This window comes from Binatus soli (SeqCode), assembly GCF_050015535.1.
Classification (GTDB): Bacteria; Desulfobacterota; Binatia; order Binatales; family Binataceae; genus Binatus; species Binatus soli.
Genome location: NZ_JBEKBF010000007.1, coordinates 84,679 through 105,887, shown reverse-complemented (window position 1 = coordinate 105,887; position 21,209 = coordinate 84,679). Strand labels below are relative to the sequence as shown.

17 protein-coding genes are annotated in these 21,209 nt (G+C 60.3%); 6 read left to right on the top strand and 11 right to left on the bottom strand.

What is annotated here, in order from left to right; translation table 11 throughout:
- Positions 1-49: 49 nt before the first annotated feature.
- From ABR989_RS07195 to ABR989_RS07155, 9 genes are all read right to left on the bottom strand, one after another.
- Positions 50-412 (bottom strand): phage holin family protein, encoded by a 363-nt coding sequence (locus ABR989_RS07195; RefSeq protein WP_428127012.1) that lies wholly within the window; start codon positions 410-412, stop codon positions 50-52.
- 33 nt (positions 413-445) lie between these two features.
- Positions 446-730 carry a hypothetical protein gene (locus tag ABR989_RS07190; protein WP_428127011.1) on the bottom strand — a complete coding sequence of 95 codons (285 nt, stop codon included), beginning with the start codon at positions 728-730 and terminating at the stop codon, positions 446-448.
- Positions 693-1,034 carry a hypothetical protein gene (locus ABR989_RS07185; RefSeq protein WP_428127008.1) on the bottom strand — a complete coding sequence of 114 codons (342 nt, stop codon included), beginning with the start codon at positions 1,032-1,034 and terminating at the stop codon, positions 693-695. Before ABR989_RS07185 ends, ABR989_RS07190 begins: the two co-directional genes overlap by 38 nt.
- 17 nt (positions 1,035-1,051) lie before the next feature.
- Entirely contained in the window at positions 1,052-1,291 is a 240-nt protein-coding gene (locus ABR989_RS07180; protein ID WP_428127006.1) for a hypothetical protein, read from the bottom strand.
- A 233-nt stretch (positions 1,292-1,524) separates the two neighbouring features.
- Positions 1,525-1,722 carry a Thivi_2564 family membrane protein gene (locus ABR989_RS07175; protein ID WP_428127003.1) on the bottom strand — a complete coding sequence of 66 codons (198 nt, stop codon included), beginning with the start codon at positions 1,720-1,722 and terminating at the stop codon, positions 1,525-1,527.
- A gap of 166 nt (positions 1,723-1,888) precedes the next feature.
- Positions 1,889-2,035, bottom strand: coding sequence for a DUF3309 family protein (locus tag ABR989_RS07170; RefSeq protein WP_428127000.1), 147 nt, complete (start codon positions 2,033-2,035; stop codon positions 1,889-1,891).
- 811 nt (positions 2,036-2,846) lie between these two features.
- Positions 2,847-3,482 carry a hypothetical protein gene (locus tag ABR989_RS07165; protein WP_428126998.1) on the bottom strand — a complete coding sequence of 212 codons (636 nt, stop codon included), beginning with the start codon at positions 3,480-3,482 and terminating at the stop codon, positions 2,847-2,849.
- 57 nt (positions 3,483-3,539) lie between these two features.
- On the bottom strand, positions 3,540-6,251 hold the full coding sequence (mgtA, locus tag ABR989_RS07160) for a magnesium-translocating P-type ATPase (RefSeq protein ID WP_428126996.1): 2,712 nt from the start codon (positions 6,249-6,251) through the stop codon (positions 3,540-3,542).
- A 50-nt stretch (positions 6,252-6,301) separates the two neighbouring features.
- Positions 6,302-8,005 (bottom strand): carbohydrate porin, encoded by a 1,704-nt coding sequence (locus ABR989_RS07155; protein WP_428126994.1) that lies wholly within the window; start codon positions 8,003-8,005, stop codon positions 6,302-6,304.
- Positions 8,006-8,693: 688 nt separating this feature from the next.
- Between ABR989_RS07155 and ABR989_RS07150 the strand changes: the two genes are divergently transcribed.
- The 3 genes from ABR989_RS07150 to ABR989_RS07140 all read left to right on the top strand — a co-directional run bounded on the left by ABR989_RS07150 (position 8,694) and on the right by ABR989_RS07140 (position 11,998).
- Complete coding sequence (locus ABR989_RS07150; RefSeq protein WP_428126992.1) at positions 8,694-9,854, top strand: acyl-CoA dehydrogenase family protein; 1,161 nt, start codon at positions 8,694-8,696, stop codon at positions 9,852-9,854.
- Positions 9,855-9,895: 41 nt separating this feature from the next.
- The gene (locus ABR989_RS07145; RefSeq protein WP_428126990.1) at positions 9,896-10,603 is read left to right on the top strand and encodes a TetR/AcrR family transcriptional regulator; all 708 of its coding nucleotides are present in this window, start codon (positions 9,896-9,898) and stop codon (positions 10,601-10,603) included.
- 219 nt (positions 10,604-10,822) lie between these two features.
- Positions 10,823-11,998: a hypothetical protein gene (locus ABR989_RS07140; RefSeq protein WP_428126989.1), complete on the top strand. Its 1,176-nt coding sequence runs from the start codon at positions 10,823-10,825 to the stop codon at positions 11,996-11,998.
- A 521-nt stretch (positions 11,999-12,519) separates the two neighbouring features.
- On the opposite strand, the gene ABR989_RS07135 is transcribed toward ABR989_RS07140, so the two are convergent.
- Positions 12,520-14,169, bottom strand: coding sequence for an Rne/Rng family ribonuclease (locus ABR989_RS07135; RefSeq protein ID WP_428126987.1), 1,650 nt, complete (start codon positions 14,167-14,169; stop codon positions 12,520-12,522).
- Positions 14,170-14,479: 310 nt separating this feature from the next.
- Here ABR989_RS07135 and ABR989_RS07130 point away from each other — a divergent pair, with 310 nt between their 5' ends.
- Together ABR989_RS07130 and smc are read left to right on the top strand one after the other, a co-directional pair.
- Positions 14,480-15,079 (top strand): HNH endonuclease, encoded by a 600-nt coding sequence (locus ABR989_RS07130; RefSeq protein WP_428127150.1) that lies wholly within the window; start codon positions 14,480-14,482, stop codon positions 15,077-15,079.
- A gap of 192 nt (positions 15,080-15,271) precedes the next feature.
- Complete coding sequence (gene smc / locus ABR989_RS07125; protein WP_428126985.1) at positions 15,272-18,799, top strand: chromosome segregation protein SMC; 3,528 nt, start codon at positions 15,272-15,274, stop codon at positions 18,797-18,799.
- Between the two features lie 77 nt (positions 18,800-18,876).
- Here the strand turns inward: smc and ABR989_RS07120 are convergent, their stop codons facing one another.
- Positions 18,877-19,725 (bottom strand): SDR family NAD(P)-dependent oxidoreductase, encoded by an 849-nt coding sequence (locus tag ABR989_RS07120; RefSeq protein ID WP_428126983.1) that lies wholly within the window; start codon positions 19,723-19,725, stop codon positions 18,877-18,879.
- A 254-nt stretch (positions 19,726-19,979) separates the two neighbouring features.
- Between ABR989_RS07120 and ftsY the strand changes: the two genes are divergently transcribed.
- Complete coding sequence (gene ftsY / locus ABR989_RS07115; protein WP_428126980.1) at positions 19,980-21,206, top strand: signal recognition particle-docking protein FtsY; 1,227 nt, start codon at positions 19,980-19,982, stop codon at positions 21,204-21,206.
- Positions 21,207-21,209 lie beyond the last annotated feature (3 nt).

Here is a 21,209-nt window from a genome sequence, read left to right as displayed (position 1 = left end):
TCCGAGCACGGCGATAATCACACCGACGATCACTATTGGCTTCGTTCGTTTATGACTCCGCGGATTTGAGCCCGGCTGGAGGCCTCATGATTGCGTGAATCGCGATCCCGATTAGCAAGATGGCGCCACCCGCGATTCCGAACGCCTGCCACAGCGGTAGCCATTCATGAAGCAGCAGTATCGCGGCGCACACAATGCATACCGCGCCGCAAATCATCACTGCGGTCACCGTTAGAGTAGCTATTGCATTAACTAGTTGCGTCTCCAGCGCCGCGCCCATGCTGGTCTGCAGCATACGGGCCTCGGACTGAAGGATGCGCGATACATCGTCCACCGCCCTGCTCACCAGCGTCGGCCAATCGTGCAAGGTCTCCGGCGCGCCGTCAGCGGCGTGAGATTGTTTCTCTGTCATAGGATCAGCCGTGCATCTCGTGTTCGCGACGCTTTAACCCTGGTCGTTTGACGCGTGTTTTGAGATTGCGAAGCCGAGCAATGCTGCGATCACGATCGGACCCGCGCCGCGGTTGTTGACGATCGAGCCGAACAGAAAGCCCAACGCCCCAGCCATCAGCGAGGCTCCTACGGGATGGCTCTCGATGACATGATCGGGACGCATCCCGCCTTCCGCGCGTCCAACTTTCGCATTGACCTCGGTCAAGGTGTCGCGCAGGTCCTGGCGCGCGTCGTTGCGTTCAATCTGGATCGCGGAAATCTGTTTTTCCGTCGTCATGTTTTCTATTGCCATGGCTTTCGCCGCGAGCTTTTGCGCGATCCGGGTTCTGGTTGTCGGGATTGTCGGTGACCAGACCGACGATGAAATTGGTGGCGGCCCCGCGCAGCGCGATCCGTCCCACGATAGCCAGTAGCGCAAGCCCGATGCGGCTGTTGAGTCCTCCGCCGAGGATGAATCCTGCTGCGCCGGCTATGGCCAGCGCGGTCAGCGGTTCCTCCCTGACGAATTCGCCGACGTCCCGTTCCCGGCGACGCAGCCTCTCATCCGCATCCGCCGAGATGGCCTCCGCTGAATTATTCACGGCACTCGCGCGCCCGCTCAGGAAATGCGCCGAACGATCCGCGCGGCGAAGTAGCCGACCGCAAACGCGGCTGCGATTGCAAGCCATGGTTCACGGCGCACGAACTCACGCAGGTCCAGGTCAAATCCCTTGTCCTTGACGAATTGCTGTGCCGCGTCGTAGCCCTCTTTGACTGCCTGGGCGGCTTTGTCTGCCGCTTCACGGCCCTGATCCATTGCGGTTCGGACGGTGGAATTTGCGGTTTCTTCGAACGTCATTCTTGTTACCCCTGATTCCTCGGGTTGCTATGCATCGTTGTTTGTTTCGATAGACTCCAGGCGCGAAAATATTTGGCGAGCACCGCGGGAGGGGGGAGTCTCCCGGATGCTCGCCTTTTCGCCCATCGCCTCGCGACGAACGCCGCTCGGCTGCTGGAAGAATGGCCGCTTATGGGGCGGCTGATTTGTTGCTTGCCGATTTACATCCAATTTCATTTGCGGGCGATCGCCGATCACTTCAGCGCCGGCATCTTGAGTCCGGGGATAGCTCCGATCAACCCGAACGTTTGCAAAATCCAAATCAACACAACCACGAACACGACAATGTTGAGTAAACTCTTGATAGCCGCGGCCATCGGGATGTAGCTGTTGATTAGCCACATCACCAAACCCACTACCACCAGGATCACAACAATATTGACTAAAGTCACCCGGGTACTCCTTGGGCACTTTCCGGACTATCACGACCCTAATCTATACGAACTTCTAAATTACGCCTGCGAGGCAAATAGGTCCACCGGACACCCTGCGGCTTAGTTACGTGGGTAACAAAACCCGACGAATTTAATTGATACCTGCCCGGCTCTAACCAAACCGTCAGAGCCCGCCGCGGCCGACCAGCAACCAGATCACCAGCACGACGAGTATGATCGGTACAACACCTCCAGTGGGACCATAGTTATTATAACCATAGTAACCACCGCCGCCTCCGAACAACAGGAGCAAGATAATGATTAATAGCAACATGACATTCTCCTTGGTCTCTTCTCTCTAGATCGACCCACCAAAATCCTCGTAGCGAACTGCGGTTGCGACGTACCCAACGAGTGCTTTACGGGGACGGATACGTCGTGGTGGTCTGCTTCTGTACGGTTCCGTTATTCGTATCAGTCGTTACCGTGGTTGTGCTCTGATTCGGAGGCGCGTAGGGCGCCGGCTGCGTATACGTCCGCTGCACGGTGCCGTTGTCATACTGGGTGGTCGTGGTCGTGCTTGAATTCGCGACCGGCGCCGGCTCCACCACCGGCGGATTCGTTGTATCGTATTCCCTGGTCGTCGTGGTTTCCGTGACATGAGTAGTAGGCGCACAGCCGACTAGCCACACCATCGCAATACCAACACAAATAGCCACTGCGGAATTAGCTGTGTATTTCATTATTCAAGCTCCTTTTAATCTTTTACTCTCTTGCCGGGCGAGATACATCCGTAGGTGCCGTGACCGAGTTAAATTGGGTTATATGAGGAACCAAAGATCGCTTCACGGGGCTTCTCACGGTCATCGCGAACTGATCCGCCGGTCGCCGTCGCCCAGCAGCTCGAGCATCTTGTGATGGTAGCGGGACAACCTCTGGCGGCCGCCCTGGTCGGGATTGTCGAATGCTCGGGTCGGAGCTGATTCGGTAGAAGGCGCGATTGTGGAAGCTCTTTCCCAGGAACTACTCGGTCAGCCATTGCCGCCAGTTAGTCATCAATCTCGGGGCGACGTATGCGTCGAGAGCGACGACCGGTTAATTGGCCGAGAAGCTTCGGGTGAAACCGTTCCTGCCGGTTCTGCTCATTTGCGTCCGCTGGCGCTGATTCGGGCCAGCTCGCTGTCGGCACAGGACTCGCCATTATCAATCCTGGCGATCAAATCGGTGAGGCGCTTCTCCTGCTGTTGACTGGTGGAGCAAAGCGCATATCCATCTAGTGACCCGCTCGGTTTGCTGAAGTCTTGGCCGAGCTCGTTTATACATTCAGGGTTCCCGTCGTGAAGATAGCGTTCCAGCTGCGGCTCGAGGGCTTTGCCTTTTCGCAGCGCCAGGCACTGATAAAGCTTTTCCGCGGGAGCGCCGAGGTAATAGCCGCTCAAGCTGGCAAACATACTGAGAGCTTCCGGCGAATCCATACGATCAAAAAGTAATAGCTCGCTGGTCACGTACTTCATATGGTCGGAATACCCGGTCCTGGGCTGCAGGTTGCGGTCCTGCGCGAAAAGGGCAAGATCCGAAACGATAGCTCGCTTGAGGAGCTCCGCCGTCGATGGCTCGGAAGCGCTGGGCGCAGCCGTCGTCGCAGTGGCCACCGGCGTGGCCTCCGGGACCGGATGATAGTGATACGACCACGACCGCGCCAAAACTGCGGAGATCCCGACCAGCAGGATGAACGATATCACCACCAAAAGCCGAATGGCGCTGGAAAGCGACCGCATGGCCTTAGCGCGCGATCTCGATATAGGCAGTGGCCATTTTCGTTTCAACCCGGCGGTTCAAATCCACCTCTTGCGAACCAGCCATACCTTCACCAGTTGAGTTAACACGACATAAAACAACAGCGTCAGCAGCAGCAGTGGCCAGTAGTGGAATGGAAGAGGCACCAGGCCCAGCCACGGTCCTATCGGGGAAGAAGGCAGCCATACCCCGACCAACATTATTGCCGCGGAAGTCATGATCAGCTGCCAACTGGCACGGCTCTGGATGAACGGTACCTTGTTGGTTCGGATGACATGAATAATCAGGGTTTGAGTTAGCAGTGACTCAACGAACCATCCCGTCTGGAACAAAGCCGCCGCATAAGTCGAGTCCGGATTGGCAAGACTCGCGTGGGCGAAACGGGCGGCCAACTCCGGTGGCGGCGCCAGTCCCAAATCGCCGCACTTAAAGATGAACCACATCATCAGATAGGTCGTATAGTCGAAAACCGAACTGCATGGCCCTATGAAGAGGATGAATCTGGCGATCTCGCTCATCGACCACGGACGGGGCTTCTCGACTTGCTCGGGATCGACCTCATCCGTTGGGATCGGCACTTGTGAGAAATCGTAGAGCAGGTTGTTGGTCAGAATCTTGATCGGCGACATCGGCAAATAGGGCAACCAGAGGCTCGCGCCGAGCACGCTGAACATGTTTCCAAAGTTGGAGCTGGCGCCCATCCGGATATATTTGAGAATGTTGGCAAAGACCTTGCGCCCCTCTATTACACCTTCTTCGAGCACCAGCAGGCTCTTCTCCAGCAAAATTGCGTCGGCGGCCTCCTTGGCGATGTCCACCGCCGTATCCACCGAAATGCCCACGTCAGCGACACGCAGGGCGGGCGCATCGTTGATGCCATCGCCCACAAACCCGACCACCCGTCCGATGCTCTGCAGCGCTCTTATGATGCGTCGCTTATCGAAGGGCGAGAGGCGAACAAACAAGATGGTGCTTTCCGCCGCCGTTGCTAACTCAGCATCACTCATGTTCTCAATCGCTGCGCCCGTCAGCACGTGGTCAATATGGAGTCCGACTTCGCCGCAAATTTTCCGTGATACTAGCTCATTGTCACCGGTTAGGACTTTGATCGTGACGCCGTGCGTTTTCAGGGCCGCGATCGCAGGGGCCGCGGTATCTTTGGGCGGATCGAGAAATGCGATGTATCCTTTCAGGGTCATCTTTTCCTCGTCCTCTTTGCTATAGACCGGCTTGGGCTCACAATCGCGATAGGCGATAGCCAGTACGCGGAAGCCGTCAGCCGATAGCTTGTCGTATTCTTCCTTGAGGTCTTCCAGAATGACTGGATCCATCGGGTAGGTCTCACCCTCGAGCTCGAACTGCGTGCAGCGGCTGAAGACCGACTCCGGCGCTCCTTTGCAGATCAAACGATGACCTCCGGCTGGAGTGGCCACCACCACGGACATCATCTTACGGCTGAAGTCGAAAGGGATCTCATCGACTTTGGAATACTCCGCAATCCGCAGATCCTCATGAAACTCGCCGTGCTGGAGGACCGCGCGGTCGAGAACGTTCTTCAAACCAGTCTGGAAATGGCTGTTCAGGAACGCCAGCTCCAGGACACCTTCGTCTTCCTGCCGGACAACGTCGCAATGTTGCTCGAGTATGACGTGGTCCATTGTGAGCGTGCCGGTCTTGTCGGTGCACAGCACATCCATCGCGCCCAGGTTCTGGATCGAGTTGAGCCTCTTGACGATCACCTTTTTGCGCGACATCAGCATCGCGCCTCTGGACAGGCACACGCTGACGATCATCGGGAGCATTTCGGGGGTGAGGCCGACCGCGACGGCAAGCGCGAACAGAAATGCTTCGCCCCATCGATGCTTGCTGAAGCCGTTGATCAGGAAGACCAGCGGCACCATCACCGCCATGAAGCGGATCATCAACCAGGTAAACCCTGAAATGCCCCGATCGAAGCTGGTCGGCGGCGGCGCCTGCGTGATCGCGCTGGCCATGGTGCCGAGATAGGTTTTCAGGCCGGTCTCTATGACTACCGCGGTAGCCGTACCGCTCTCGACGCTGGTGCCCAGGAAACACACGTTCTTGAGTTCGAGCGGCGACTTTTTGTCGGATGGCTCTGTAAGATCGAACTTTTCAACTGGAAACGATTCGCCGGTCAAGCTGGCTTGAATGAGGAAGAGGTCCTTGCACGACAGGACCCGGATGTCAGCCGGAATCATGTCGCCCGCGGAAAGCTTTACAACATCGCCGGGAACCAGCTCGGCGAGTGGAATCTCGCGCGCACTGCCCTCCCGCACCACGGTTGCGGTGACCCGAATCATCGCCTTGAGCTTTGCGGCGGCCGCGTCCGCGCGCGCTTCCTGAATGAATCGCAGAGAAACCCCTAGCACCACCATAACAACCATCAGGCCGCCACCGACCAGGTCAGACCCGGTCTCGGCTGTTGCGAAAGAGATCACCGCCAGAACTACCAGCAGGATCACCAAGGGATTTAAACAAGCTCTTAACAGCAGCGTTAGCCGCGTGAACCTACGCTCACGAGCTACAACGTTCGGACCGAACACTTCGATCCGATGCTCAGCTTCCTCTTCCGATAGTCCGTCCGGACCGCTCTGGAGTTCAGCCAGCGCCTGGTCCGCTGCAAGCGAGGCCGTTCTGGAAAGCTTGGGCGAAAACTCGGCCAAACCCTTGTCGCGCTTGGGGGCTGGGGTGATGTCTTTCGGCAGAACCGAGCTGGGAAAAGAGGCCATCGCTATCTCCACACAAGCCGTTCGAGTGTTACACTATCCTATCCGGTGCTTCACAATTCGATATGAAGCCGTAAGCCCGGCACTATGACGGGCCCCCGCGCGCGGTTATATCCTGGATTATTAATGTACTGCACATCGAACGCGCCAAACAGTCCGCGCGTGATCGGGAAGTTGTAGTAGGTCTCCATAATCTCTTCCGGACCGTACGACAGATTTCCGTCTCCTAGCAGGAACCCAAGGCCGCCCAGTGCTAGGTATTGCCGATGACGGCGCGATATGCCATTTACGACGAACGCGACTCCCCACTTGTCATTTGGGCGATGCCACCAGTCTCCGCGGACATCCCAGCCGAACAACGCGGTCTGATCGACCTCGGTATAAGCCCACGACTCATGCTGCCCTTCGTTCCAGCCCGCTCGCATGAATACCCTGACCTGTTCGTTCAACTGCTGCTCGAAGTTGAGTCCGACGCCGTACTTAAGCGCCTGGGTTCCGGGGTGTTCCTCTATATTCGGGACCGTGAGTGTTCTGTTCTTCTGGTTCTCGAACTGGTCGATCGCGAAATGGTAGTCGCCCATGTTTGCGTAGTTGGTGAAGCCAAGCACCCGGATCGCTCCAAACTTCCCCGGAATCAAGTGCAGATCGTATTCAAGTTCGTAGTTTTCGGCATGAGCGTTCTGCAGGTTCCACTCGAGGTTGATGCCGTTGGCGACCGTTGGCTCCAATGCCTCGGCAAAACGTGCGGCAAAATCGTGATCATAGTACTCGAGCACGATCGCATAGGTGTATCCACGCGTATCGGCCGCATAGTCCCATGCGCCATTGTTATCGACGGTCCAGTTCATGAACTGTAGGTGGCTGTCGCTGCCGACGGAGTTGAGGTCAAAAAAATCGGGCAGCGACACCTTGCCCACATGAATGTCGATCCGCCGAGCTGGAAGGGTCGTGAGCAATGACAGGGGAGTACGCTCTCCCTCCACGTTCTCGTCGCTCAACCGGATGACCTTGTGTAACCAGATCCGCGCCAGGTAAGGTTCGGCGCTCAATTGCGGATTCCTCACCACGTCGAGATCGACGAAACCCGCAAGCCCAAGTCCCTGGCTGAGGCCGCTCCACCCCGACGACTCCGCATCCAACACCAATTCGGTGCTGTCGTCGAACTGGAATCCGGTGTACACCGTCACGACTCGCGAGACAGATTGCTCCTCGGCGTGATCAAGGCTGTTGGGGCCACTGTACTGCGCATGAAAACGAGGGTGCAGTTGCGCGATAAAGTTAGCCTGCGCCGAGAGCCAAAATGGGCTGGTTTGAGAATGATGAAAAACCGTGTCCTGGTTGTCTGCGCCGTGATTGACCATGTCGTCCCACAGCGATTTGATTCGCGACGCTGCATTCGAGCTCCCAGCGTCCGTGGCGGGAGGCGCAGATGAATCTTCCGGTGTTGTAGCCGGCTGGTTTCCAGAAGTACCTGTCGCGCCGCCTTCAGTGACCAACTTCTCCTTTGCCGCTCGCAAACCCGCCTGGTAACCGGCGTCATAACCAAGATGGTATTCATCTTCCGGCTTGGAGCTGTCGCCCGTGCCGGTTTGCGCTCGCAGCTGAACCGCCGGCGCCAGAAGCACGCAAATCAGCATCGCCAGGCCGGTAGCGGCTGACGCACCTGTGAGGCGGATGGGTAGCAGTGCTCCCGGCTTTCGTACCTCAGACGCTCTGCCTGCTAATCCCGGCCGCTCGATAGGGCTCTGGTTCGGCATCGCGCGCTACCCTCCTTCGCTCACCGTACAGCAACACCAATTGCCACCGCACGGCGGTCGGGTCGTCGGGCTATTGACGGCAACACTTATCCCCGACACAGCGCCTGGGAGCAAATCGATAGTTGGAGCGAGAATCTGCCTTGGGCTTCTAAGAAAAAGAGCCTTCGCTTCGATATGCGGGACTACGACGAAATGGTTACGGATAGCTGCGGCTAGCTTCGACATCTTCCGGCCTCCGTGGCCGGGATGTCGTCGCTACAACGATAACTCGGTCAGGCTGAAAATTCTAAAAATACATAAAGCGGGAAAAAAATTATCTGGTTGGTTGCACCCTGTCAAGAAAAAAACACGTCGAGCTATGCATCTTATCCCCGACGTTGCGCCTGGGAGCAAATCGATAGTTATAGCGAGAATCAATCTCATTCGCGGGCGATCGCCGAACCATGACGGCAATCCCTCTCCGGGCCATCGACGCCTCCGATGGATACGCGTGGATCATTTTCCCTCAGAAGTGGACGGCATCTCCATGCAGGTCGGCGTCTTGCCTGAACCGGTGGGGCAACGCGTTTGACCAAAAGCGTCCCCTGCGGTATAGTGAGTACTCACTAATAAAGGAAAGGCGAGCACAAGGCGCGAGCACAAGGCGTGAGCACAAAGCGCGAGGGTGAAGCCCGCCGGGAGGTCGTCGATGGATTTCAACTATAGCCCCGAAGACGAGGCGTTTCGACGCGAGTTCCGCAACTGGCTCGAGGCAAATGCGCCCAAGGACCAGGAGGGCGGGAACCAGTGGCAACATCGCCTGGCATGGCATCGCAAGATGCACGCCGCGGGATGGGTCGGAATCGGCTGGCCCAAGGAATACGGCGGCCGGGGCGCTACGATCACTCAGCAGCTTATCTACAACCAGGAACTCGCCAAGGTCAATTCGCCGATGCTCGTCAACGGCCTCGGCATCATGCTGGTCGGTCCGACGCTGATGCACTGGGGTACCGACGAACAGAAGAAGCGCCACGTGCCGAAGATCCTCTCGGCCGACGAGATCTGGTGCCAGGGCTACTCCGAGCCCAACGCCGGCTCGGATGTCGCCTCGCTGCAGACCCGCGCCGTCGAGGAAGGCGATTACTTCATCATCAACGGCCAGAAGGCCTGGACCTCCGACGCGCATCGCGCCGACTGGTGTATCCTGCTCGCGCGAACCGACCCCGAGGCCCCCAAGCACAAGGGCATCAGTTATATCCTGGTCGACATGCACAGCCCGGGCGTGACCGTCCGGCCGCTGGTGCAGATAACCGGCGACGCGAACTTCAATGAAGTGTTCTTCGAGGACGTCAAGGCGCCCAAGGAGAACCTCGTGGGCGAGAAGAACCAGGGATGGCAGGTAGCAGTCACCACGCTGATGTTCGAGCGTTCAGGTCTTTTCAACGGGGGCGAGAGACTTGATACGGTGAGAGAGCTGGTGAAGCTGGCGAACACGGTCCATCGCCACGGCAAGTGCGCATGGGAAGACTGCGGCGTGCGCGAGAGAATCGCGCAATTTGCATGCGAGGCAACTGCACTGTTATACACTGGCCTGCGCCAGCTGACCCGCAGGCTCAAGGGATTGCCGCCGGGACCCGAGGGTTCAGTGATCAAGCTGGCGAACAGCGAACTCAACCTGCGGATGAACAGTTACGCGATGGAACTTTTGGGAGCCTACGGACCGCTCGAACCCGACGCACCCCACGCGATCGACCGGGGACGATGGTCATATCGGATGCTGGCGTCGCGCGCATTCACGATCGCCGGCGGCACCAGTGAAATTCAGCACAACATAATCGGCGAGCGCGTGCTGGGGCTTCCGAAAGGCTAACCGATTGGCCGGCCAAGGGCACAGGGAACCATCGAGGCTCAATGCTTGACCGTCGGTCACGCGCGACCCGCGCCGCACGGACTCGGCTATCGGCCGGGGAGCGTGAGCTTCAGATACTCCGCGCCGCGACCAAGGTCTTCGCCCGCTCCAACTATCGGGTGGCGGGCACCGCGGATATCGCTCTCGAGGCGGGAATCGCCGAGCCCACCATCTACAAGTACTTCCCCAGCAAGAAAGCGCTCTTCATCAGGATCCTCAAGCGGATAGGAGAACGAATCCTCGAGATCTGGCATCAGGAGGTTGCGGCCGATAGCGGGAACAGCCTGTCGGCGTTGAGACGGATAGGTCGCGTCTACCTGGAAAACCTGGGAACCCATTCTGATGAGCTCAAGATCCAATTCCAGGCGCTGGCCGAGTCCGACGATCCGGATATCACGCGTCAATTGCAGGAGAATCACAAGGCCTATGTCCGGTTCTTTGCCGCGCTGATCCATCGCGGGCAGTTGGAAGGTGTGGTGCGGGCGGACGTGGACCCCTACTCATCGGGATGGTTTCTCAACGGCTTCGGCTTCACTCTCACATTGGTCCAAATTTTGGGTTTCGATCAACGGATCGGCAAGCGGCAAGTCAGGCGGATGATCGATGCCTATCTGGATTGGCTCGCCGGGCAGGGGCCGTTGGCGGCGGCACGAAGGAAGAATCACCTGCGCGGTGGGCGGCAGGGGCCGCGGCCCCTGCACCCGCAGTGAAAAGACGTGAAAATCTGCGCAACGCATCTTTTCGCGACTACGCGATGGCAGGAGTGAGCAGGGCCGTTGGCACGGCTGGCCAGTGTTAAGAGACGCGCGCCCGCACACCGGCCCGCGCACGAGTAGCGAGGTCGCGCGGGGAAGGGGAAATCATTTGATTGAATGCGGAACCCGCCGTGGGTTCCGCACCTCCTTGGGCAGGGGTGACCCCTGCACCCAATGTTAAGAGAAGATGCGGGCTTCGCCCTGTTAGAAGGGGATTATGTTAGGTTCGAGACCCAAGCGAATATCTGGCATAATCCGACCGTGCCCAGAGTCGGCGATCTGTTTCTCCCGTTTTGGCGTCAACTCACGTCATTCGGGAAATTACTTCTAGGCGCGGTCGCAATGGTCGCAATCACCATCGCGACATACATCGCGGTTTTCATCAGCGACGAAATCCACGCGCATGGCGATCCTTGGTTGGTCAGCGCAACTGAGGCCCTTGTTCAGAGTCCTGAAGCGCGGGGTTATCTGAATAATGGCCTTCGTGTGGCTAGTCAGCATCCCTTCGGATTTTTTCTAATCGCGACATTTGTCGTTGTCGCCCTAAGTGCCGCGGTCAGCGCCTTTCAGGTATGGCGCGCAGTAGGACACGGTGTCGTGAACCTCTCCGAGAACGCTGCACCGACTCCAGCGACGGCGATTTCAGCCCCTGATCCGAATATCCGTTCATCGCTGCCGACTTTCAATCCAATACCCATCAGAGACCAAGAACTCTTTGCTCGTTCCGATTCGCCCATGCTTGAAGACGCTGGAAAGTGGTTACGCAAAATCGAACAGCAATGGAAGGAGTGCGTCGTATCTCTAAAGGCATTTGCTGCACAGTGGAATCAGTACGCGAGCGATTTCCCTGCTATTCAATTCCGAATTGGCATGCTCAAAGATGCCGAGCGCGACGTCGCACGATCGCGTGATGCTGTCGCGGGAGAGTTGGAATCCTTGTTGGAACTATTTGGCGGACCACAAGACCGTCATCCAAAGGAACTATGGGGACCGTTGCGAGATTATGAACGCAAAGCTCTGTATCGCGGTTTTCAGATATTAGGGAAACACTCCATCAATATCGCTTGTAGCGGAAAGACTGACTGCATCAAACGCGCGCAAGAGTTCGCCGAACTCTTTACGCAAGCGGGGTGGACGACAAAATTTTTGGGTTCGAATGCCTATGGGGCAACGGGTGCGAACGCGATTCTAGTGACAGGCAAAGAGGATGATTCCTTGGCACATAATCTGAGCAATCTGCTCCTTGCGATTCTGGGCGGAACAATAACGTCTAAACTAAATATGAGCGTGAACAGCGAGAATGACGTGTTGTTAGTCGTAGGGCCTAAGCCGCCATCAGATTGGCATTAGGCGGAAGCCTTCGGATGTTTACCACGAGCCTGCCGACGTTTGAGTTTCGTTCGACGCTTCGTCGTGATGCCGACTTTCTCAGGGTCAACGCTCAGATCGCCACAATGATAGCCGGGTATTAGCCGCGTGCCTGCGCAGGTTATTTTGGGATAGTGTCCTCGGCGTGTTCCGCCTAGCAGGAGAGCTTTGCGTAACCGGATGCTCGTGCTGAAGCGATACGCGCTGGCGCGCGAGATCCTTCGCTGCGCTCAGGATGACACAAAAAAAGTTCTAACAGGCCGGCCGTGGCGACGGCAGCGCAGTATTAAGCCATTGGCAGGGGACGCGCGCGACAACGGAGCGCGGCGTTAACACTGGGTGCAGGGGTCGCTCCTGCCATCGCGTAGTCGCGAAAAGATGCGCTGCGCAGATTTTCACGTCTTCTCACTGCGGGTGCAGGGGCCGCGGCCCCTGCCGCCCACCGCGCAGGTGATTGTTCCTTTATGTCGCCGACAACGGAGCGCGGTCGGGCAGAAAAGGGGTTAGGCGGCGGCGGGGGCGCTGGCGAGTTCGAACGCGCCGAGTTCGATGCCGTCGTGGGAGCGCAGCACTATCTTGGTCGAGAGCCGATGCTCGAGCGTCTCGAGGTCCTTCGCACCGTTATTATAGAGGTAGCGCGCGACTTCGGGATTGAGCTTGACGATCAGCATATCGCCCGCGGACTTGGAAACCGCCTCGCGCTGAATCCCGCGCAGCACTTCGGCGGCGAGAGTCGGCACCGATTTGACGACGCGCCGCCCGTCGCATCGCGGACACGTATCGGTCAGCAATTTCTCCAGGCTCTCGCGGGTGCGCTTGCGCGTCATCTGGACGAGCCCCAGTTCGGAAATTTTGAGCGCGGAGGTGCGCGCCTTGTCGCGCTTGAGCGCAATCGCCAGCGCGTCGCTGACCTTCTTGCGATCGGCCTCGCGATCCATGTCGATAAAATCAACTATGATGATTCCGCCGATGTTGCGCAGCCTAACTTGGTTTACTACTTCCTCCACTGCTTCGAGGTTGGTCTTGAAGATGGTCTCGTCCTGGCTGCGCTTGCCGACGAAGCGTCCGGTATTCACGTCGATCGCGGTCAGCGCTTCAGCTTGATCGAAAACCAGGTAGCCGCCCGACTTGAGCCATACCTTGCGGTCCAGCGCGCGCTCGATCTGCGGTTCTATATTGAAGCGATCGAACAGCGGCGCGGCCCCGTCATGGAGCGTCACCCGCGCGCGCAGCCGCGGCATATAGTTCTGCACGAACTGTACGATCCGGCTGTAGGTAGTCGGATCGTCGCACCATAGCCGGTCCACCTCGCTGGAAAAGAGGTCGCGCACGATACGCAAGGCCACGTCGAGATCGCTGTAGAGTATCGACGCGGGCGGCATGCTCTCGTTCTTGCGCACAATCGAGCTCCACAGCTTGGTCAGAAAGGCGACGTCGCGCTGGATTTCGCGCCGGCTGACGCCCTCGCACGCGGTGCGCACGATGAAACCGCCCTGCGGCGGCCTGAGTTCTCCCACGTCAGCGCGCAACCGGGCGCGTTCCTCGGCGCTGGCGATTCTACGGGACACTCCGATGTGATTGCTGGCAGGGGTATAGACGAGATGGCGCCCAGGCATCGAAATCGACGACGTCAGCCGCGCGCCCTTGGTGCCCATCGGTTCCTTGGCGATCTGAACCATGATGTCCTGGCCGCGGCGCAACTGCTGCTCGATGGGAAGCCGCGAGCGCTGCGGCGCCTGAGTCCGGCGGCCTCGGCCGCGGCGGCGTCCGCGCGATGGCCGCGCCCTGCTTTCATCGCCGTTGGCGCCGGCGCCGGCTTCGTCAGTGGAGTTCGTCTCGGCTTCGGCAAACTCGTTGTCGCCGATCGGCTCGGTCTCGACATCTTCTTCGCCGATCACTTCCGCCACGATGTTGAGTGCGGAGACTCCGTCGTAAAAATCCGAGACGTGCAGGAAGCCCGCTTTCTCCAGGCCGATATCGACAAACGCCGCTTGCATCCCGGGCAGCACGCGGGTGACCTTGCCCTTATAGATGTTACCCGCCAGTCCAACCTGGCGATTGCGCTCGAGGTAGAATTCGGCGAGTTGGTTATCCTCGAGCAGCGCCACCCGGACCTCGAGTGCGGACGCGTTAATTGCGATTTCTCGTTTCACAGATGGACTCTCTATTCTGGCAAATCCGATGTGATTGCATGTGGAAGAGCGATTGCCGGGAGTTCTCGCGCGGGCATCGCGAGCGATGAAGAAAACGCTCGCGTCCAGTGGGACATCGTTTTACCCTTTGCGTCGACAACTTGCCCACGATCATACGAGGCACGCCCGACCACCGCAAGCAAGCTTGATTAGCGCATCAATAACGGTCTTTTAATCCACCAGTATCTTGACATGGTATCGGGGGGCCGATACTCGTCATGTGATGTCTGCTGCGGCCTTCATGGTTGCGCCCAGCCTCCCGGGAGCGGGCCTGCTCAACAGCAAGGTCCTGATTCTCAATCGCTCGTACCTGCCGGTTCACGTTACGTCGGTAAAACGCGCGTTTGCGCTGCTTTATCAGGGCGTTGCGAAGGCCGTCGATGAGCAGTATCACACGTTTGACTTCGACAGCTGGCGCGACCTGTCGATAGAAATTCAGCATGAGCGGCTGGGGATAGTAAACGGCTTCATCCGGGTGCCGCGGGTCCTGTTGCTGACGGCGTACGAGCGGGTGCCCAAGCGCCACGTGCGATTCTCGCGCTTCAACATCTTCGCCCGCGACGGCAACACATGCCAGTATTGCCACAAGAAATTGCCGCGCACCGAGCTCAACCTGGACCATATCATTCCGCGCTCGCGTGGCGGGATGTCCACGTGGGAGAACATCGTATGCTCGTGCCATCACTGCAATCGCCGCAAGGGTGGCCGCACGCCTGACGAAGCCGGGATGCATCTGTTCCGCAGGCCGCGCCGCCCCGAGTGGACTCCGTTTTCGTCCGAGATGTTCAGCCTGCGGCGGTACCGGGAATGGATGCCGTACCTGTCGCAGGTCGATAGCGCTTACTGGAATACCGAGCTAATCCAGGATTAGTTTTTCACTTTTTTAACACTGGCCTCCCGTGCACGCGGTCTTAATACTGGCCAGCCGTGCCAACGGCCGAGACCCACAATTTACTGGGGTACCTGTCCTGCGACACACGATATGTTGGGGGTGCTCTTGACCCTCTGAGGGTACTTTGGGATAAGCTTGGGAAGGCGGTGGTGTGGTGGAGGCGAAGGCAGCATGCGTCTTAAGAGCCTTGAACTACTAGGCTTCAAGTCATTTCTCGATTCGACGACGATCGGCTTCGCGCCGGGGATGACGGCGGTGGTCGGTCCCAACGGATGCGGCAAATCGAACGTCGTCGACGCGATCCGATGGGTGCTCGGCGAGCAGGCGCCGACGCGGCTTCGCGGCAAGAGCGTCGAGGACCTTATCTACGCCGGCAACGAGTCGAATCCGGCGGCCGGAATGGCCGAGGTTTCTCTGGTGCTGGAGGCCGAAGAAGGCAGCCGGCTTCCCGAGCCGTATGCGGCGCTCAGCGAAGTCGCGGTGACGCGGCGCGCGTATCGCTCCGGCGAGTCGGAATATCTGCTCAACAAAATTCCGTGCCGGTTGAAGGATATCACCGAGTTCTTCATGGCGGCGCAGATTCACAGCCGCGGCTATTCGCTGGTCGAGCAGGGCCGAATCGAGGAAATTATCCAGGCCAAGCCGCACGAGCTGCGCACGCTCGTCGAGGAAGCTGCCGGCTTGTCGCTGTTCAAAGGCCGGCGCGAGATGAGCGAGCGCAAGCTCGAGCGCGTGAAGGAAAATCTTGCGCGGGTGGACGACGTGCTCAGCGAAATCGAGCGTCAACTCAGCTTCGCACGCCGGCAAGCCAAAAAAGCCGAGACCTACAAGGTCGTCAAGGCCGAGCTCGGCGAACTGGAACGTTACGCCGCGGCACGGCGGCTGATCGATCAGCGCGAAGAACTGGCGATACAAACCGGCCGCGACGCGGAGCTGAAGAGCCGGCTCGACAGCGCCCGTACCGGCGCTAGCGCGATACGCGAGCAGGCCGACGCGGCCGCGTCGGCCGCGCAGTCGGCGCGGTCCGAACTGGGCGGTGCTCAGCGCGAACTCGAGAATCTTCATTCCGGCGCTCAGGAACGCGCCCGCACGCGCGGATTTTTGCAGCGGCGGCTCGACGCGACCTCGCAGCTCGAACTCGAGCTGCGCGCGCGCCTCGTCGAACTGGAATCGAAGGCGACGCTGGCGCGCGCGAACCGCGCCGCGGCGGGCGCGATGCTCGCGCGCGAAGTTGCAGCGGGCGGCGGCGACGCCGACGCTGTCCTCAAGGAAATCTCCCTCAAGCACGAAGCTGCCAATCGCGAACTCAAGCAGGCCGAGCGCCGCGGCGAGGAATGCAAGGACGACTTGTCCGACGTCGTTCGCGAGGCGGCGGTAATTCGGGGCAGGCTGGGCGATCTAGCCGGCGAGCGCGCGGAACTCGAAAAACGCCTCGGCGCGACCACGGTTGAAACACCGGCGCTGGCAGCCGCGCTCGAGGCCGCGCGCGAACTGATGCGCGCGGCGGAAGCGGACCTGGAAGCGTCGCGCGCAGCGGCGGCCGAGCTCGAAGGAGCGCGGCGCGAGGCCGCGGAGCGCGAGATCGAGGCGCGCACGGCGCTCGATCATCTGACCGCGCGCGTCAATTCGCTGCGTGGCGTGCTGGGCGCGCGCGGCGAACTTCAATCCAATCTTTCCTCGAACGGCATCGATCTGAGGCTGCGCACGATACTTGAATCGCTCAACGGCGATCGTCCCGCCGTCGACCCTTCGATCCTCAAACAGGTCGTGCGAGCACCGCTTGGGCTGGAGCCGGCTCTCAAAGCCGTGCTTGGCGATCAGATGGACGCGGTGATAGTCGAATCGCCGGACTTCGCGCTCCGCGCAATCGAGATCCTCAAAGAAAATCGCGCGGGCCGGATGGACTTCGTGCAGGAACCCGATGCCGCCGTCGCGGCGCATCCGGCGATCGACGCACCCGGTATCGCGGGACGACTGGTCGAGATGCTCGAATTCGAGCCGCGCGTCCGGCCGGTTGCCGAGGCGATGCTGGGTCATGTGATGCTGGCCGACGACCTGCGTTCCGCGCTGGCGGCGTCGAATCTCAATGGTCACGGGACCGTTTTTGTAACGCGCGACGGCGACCTCGTATGGCCCGGCCGAATGATCAGCGGAGGCAGCGCCGAAGACAATCACGCGGCGGTGGACCTGGCGGCAACTGAAGCGGAGACGCGCGAACTGGCGCGCGCCGAAGAAGAACATCGCACGCGAGTCGGCCAATTCGCCGCGGTGCGCGCTGAACGCGAGCGCGCGGACGCCGAGCTCGAGCAGGGACGGGGGATGGCGCGCGAAGCAGAACGAGTCGCCATCGAGCGTCGCGGCGCGCTGGCCCGCGGCGAACAATCGGTCGCGCTCGCGGAAGCCCACGGCGGCAATTCCCGCCGCCGGCTGAGCGAGCTCGCCGCACTGGTGATCACGTCAAACGCGCGCCTGGAAGAACTGGCGATGGCCGAGCAAGAGGCGCGAGCGCGGCTGGGCGCGATAGCCGGCGAGATCGCGGCGCGGCGCGCGACCGCGGAGGAGATTGGCGCCGTGATGCTCGAAGCGGCCTCCAAGGTGGAGGCGCGCAAGTCGCGGCTCGGCGCGCTCGAAAGCGAACTGGCGCATGCGCGGCGCGAGGCGGGCGATCTGGAAGCGCAGTTCGACGAGCATCGCGCAACCCTGGAACGCTCGCACCTCGAACGCGCCGAGTTCGCGCGCGAACTCGAGACGCTGTCGGCGCAGGACACTGCGGCGCGCGCCCGCGAAGGCGAACTCGAAGCGGAACTTTTGCGCCTGCGCGCGGGTTGCGACGCATCCGAGCGTGCGCTGGAGGGGCGCCGCGCCGACTACAAAAATGCACAGGAGAGCTTGACGGTTCTGGAAGCCGAGGCGACAGAGTGCGGCCTCAAGCGCGAACGCGCCCGCGCGCTCAGCGAGGAGTTGGCGCGCGCGTTCATCGAGAAATTCGGCGCCGAGTTCGACGCGATGGCGGCCGAGATAATTCCCGCCCTCGACGGCAGAATTGCGGCGCATGACGACGCGCGGATCGTCGAGTTGCGCGCGAAGATGGAACGAATCGGCGAGGTGAATCTCGCCGCCGACAGCGAGGTCAAGGAGCTCGAGGAGCGCGCCGGCGTGCTCGGCGCCGAGCGCGCCGATCTGCAGAGTGCGCTCGACGATCTGACCAGGACGATCACGCATCTGAATCGCGAGGCGCGAAAACGTTTCGCCGAGACGTTCGAGGGCGCGGCGAAAAACTTTGCCGAGCTGTTCCCCAAACTGCTGCGCGGCGGCAAGGGCCGGCTGGAATTGACCGACGCCGGCGACGTGCTCGAGGCGGGAGTGAACGTGCTGGTGCAGCCGCCGGGCAAGAAGGTCAAGGAGATCGGGCTGCTGTCAGGCGGAGAGAAAGCGCTGTCCGCGATGGCGCTGATTTTCTCGCTGTTCCTGCTCAACCCGAGCCCGTTCTGCGTGATGGACGAAGTTGACGCCCCGCTGGACGAGTTCAGCCTGGCGGCGTTCACGACGCTGATGGCGGAGCTGAAACAGCGCTCGCAGTTTATCGTGATCACGCACAACCAGCGCACCATGCAGCGCGCGGATCAGATTCACGGCGTGACCATGGATCGTCCGGGCGTGTCGCGGATTATTTCGCTCAGAATCCCGCAAGCGGCGTAAGAAAACAGTGACGCAGCGGCGCGGCGATCATCCGATTGCCGCGCCGCTCTTTTGCGCTCAAAATCTTGGGGCGGCGGCTAGATCAAACTGTAGCCGCTGCCGGTGCGGCCGAATCCGATTCCGACGCCCTTTTCGATCACGCCGTACTGCTTGAGCAGCGGCTGACTGTAGGTCACCAAACCCGTCACCTTGTCGAGCGGTTCGGTGGCGAGAATGAGCGCCGACTGCGCCATCCATTGCACCGGCTCGCCGCTGGGGTCGTCGGGTCCTGTGACCAGATGATGATGAACCGTGCCCGGGGTCGCGACGACTTGCGATGGCGACACGCAAGTTACCGAGATTCCATCGTCGTAAACTTCTTCCGCGAGGCCTTGCGTGAAGCGCTCGAGCGCGGCCTTTTCGGCGCCGTAGCATACGCCGCCGCGAAAGACGGTGGCGTTCTTGTATGGTCCGCGGCCGGGTCCGATCGCCGCGCCTGAAGAAATGTTGACGATCGATCCGGACTTGCGCGGGATCATGTCCTTGAGCACCAGATGGCTCAGCATGAACGGGCCGTGAACGTTGACCGCGAACGAGCGCATCCAGCGCTTGGGAGGGAAATCCTTGACCGGGATGAAGTAGCTCAGCGCCGCGTTGTTCACCAGTACGTCAACCGGTCCGTAGAGCTGGTGCGTTTGCGCGACCAGTTTCTCGCAGTCGGCTTCCGACGAGACGTCGCAGGTGACTGCGGTTGCCTCGCCGCCCGTCTTCCTGATGCCGGCGACGGTGGTCTCAAGCGAGCCTTCCAGTGGATGCTCGCCCTCTTTGAGCGTGCGCGCGGAGCACACCACCCTGGCGCCCTCTTTGGCGAACAGTTCGGCGATTGCCTTGCCGATGCCACGGCTGGCGCCGGTTACGATTGCCACCTTGCCTTTGAGCTTGGGCATTTCCAGATGATCTCCCTTCGTGATCGAGGGTCCGCGTGATTTTGCGATCTCGTCGCGGCCCATATTTCTTATAGCCGGGAACGTAATCGAATGTGAAACCCGCCGTGGGTTTGCAGGGGGTGACCCCTGCACCCAATGTTAAGGCCGCCCGCCGCTGGCGGGCGCTCACTCTGCCAACGGCCTAATACTGCGCTGCCGTCGCCACGGCCAGGGGTCACCCCTGCGGTTTCGGAGCGGGAGCGCGACTGTTATTCTTGGCGCAGAAAAAAATTCTTCAGGATTATTTTTCCGGGCGACGCAACGTGCATCCTTTCGACATCGCGCTCATTCTGATTATCGCCGCCGGCGCCGGTTCGGGCCTGGTTTTCATTGGAGTCCTGATTCAGTGGAGCCTCCGCAAGGCGCGCCCGTCGCGTCCGCCCCGTCTGGAAGCCGAGCTGCCGCCGGCTGCCGAGATCGCGGCTGAACCGACGCCCGAAACCGCCGAGCCGGCCGTCGCTGAGCCGGCGCAATACGTCGCGCCGCCTCCGACGGTTCGCGAACCGGTCAGAATCGGGTTGGGTCTGCGCAAGACGCGCGAAAACTTTCTGGCGCGCATCAGAGCCGCGCTGACCGGAAGCGCAAAGATCGACGACATTTACGAGGGCCTTGAGGAAGCGCTGATTGCCGCCGACGTTGGCGTCGAGGCGAGCATGAAGATTGCCGCCGCGGTGCGCGCGAAGTTGGGCAACGACAATCGCCCCGACGCGATCCGCGACGCGCTCAAGGCTGAGATCGCGACGATCCTGATGTCCGCAGAGCGCCGGCCTGCCGACTCGGGCGATGCGCCGCTGGTGATCATGCTGGTCGGCGTCAACGGCGTGGGCAAAACCACGACGGTCGCGAAACTCGCGGCCCGGTTCAAGGCCGAGCGCGGCAGCGTGATCGTTGCCGCGGCAGATACGTTTCGCGCGGCCGCAATCGAGCAGCTCGAGGTATGGTGCGATCGCGCCGGCGCCGACATCATCAAGCAATCGCCGGGATCGGATCCCGCTGCGGTCGCCTTCGACGCGGTCAAAGCCGCGGTCGCGCGAAAGACGCGCACGGTCCTGATCGACACGGCGGGGCGCCTTCAAACCAAGGTCAACTTGATGGAGGAGCTCAAGAAAATTGCCCGCATAGTCGCGCGCGAGTTGCCCGGCGCCCCGCATGAGACGTGGCTCGTGCTCGACGCCAATACGGGCCAGAATGCGCTCAGCCAGGCGGCGATTTTTGGCGACGCAGTGCCGCTTACCGGAGTGGTGCTGGCAAAGCTCGACAGCACGGCGAAGGGCGGCGTGGTGGTCGCGGTCGCGGATCGGCTTAAAATTCCGGTGCGGTTCGTGGGACTGGGCGAGGCGATCGAGGATTTGCGCGAGTTCGACGCGCGTGAGTTTGTCGATGCGCTGTTTGCAAGTGACGGCGCAAGGGAGCAGAGTGCCAGCGGTTCTTATGCAGCTTGACAG

Excerpts from the sequence above, each read along its gene's own strand:
- ABR989_RS07195 (WP_428127012.1), bottom strand. The coding sequence starts at position 412 with ATGACAGAGAAACAATCTCACGCCGCTGACGGCGCGCCGGAGACCTTG.
- ABR989_RS07190 (WP_428127011.1), bottom strand. The coding sequence starts at position 730 with ATGACGACGGAAAAACAGATTTCCGCGATCCAGATTGAACGCAACGAC.
- ABR989_RS07180 (WP_428127006.1), bottom strand. The coding sequence starts at position 1,291 with ATGACGTTCGAAGAAACCGCAAATTCCACCGTCCGAACCGCAATGGAT.
- ABR989_RS07165 (WP_428126998.1), bottom strand. The coding sequence starts at position 3,482 with ATGCGGTCGCTTTCCAGCGCCATTCGGCTTTTGGTGGTGATATCGTTC.
- mgtA (WP_428126996.1), bottom strand. The coding sequence starts at position 6,251 with ATGGCCTCTTTTCCCAGCTCGGTTCTGCCGAAAGACATCACCCCAGCC.
- ABR989_RS07155 (WP_428126994.1), bottom strand. The coding sequence starts at position 8,005 with ATGCCGAACCAGAGCCCTATCGAGCGGCCGGGATTAGCAGGCAGAGCG.
- ABR989_RS07150 (WP_428126992.1), top strand. The coding sequence starts at position 8,694 with ATGGATTTCAACTATAGCCCCGAAGACGAGGCGTTTCGACGCGAGTTC.
- ABR989_RS07145 (WP_428126990.1), top strand. The coding sequence starts at position 9,896 with ATGCTTGACCGTCGGTCACGCGCGACCCGCGCCGCACGGACTCGGCTA.
- ABR989_RS07140 (WP_428126989.1), top strand. The coding sequence starts at position 10,823 with ATGTTAAGAGAAGATGCGGGCTTCGCCCTGTTAGAAGGGGATTATGTT.
- smc (WP_428126985.1), top strand. The coding sequence starts at position 15,272 with ATGCGTCTTAAGAGCCTTGAACTACTAGGCTTCAAGTCATTTCTCGAT.
- ABR989_RS07120 (WP_428126983.1), bottom strand. The coding sequence starts at position 19,725 with ATGCCCAAGCTCAAAGGCAAGGTGGCAATCGTAACCGGCGCCAGCCGT.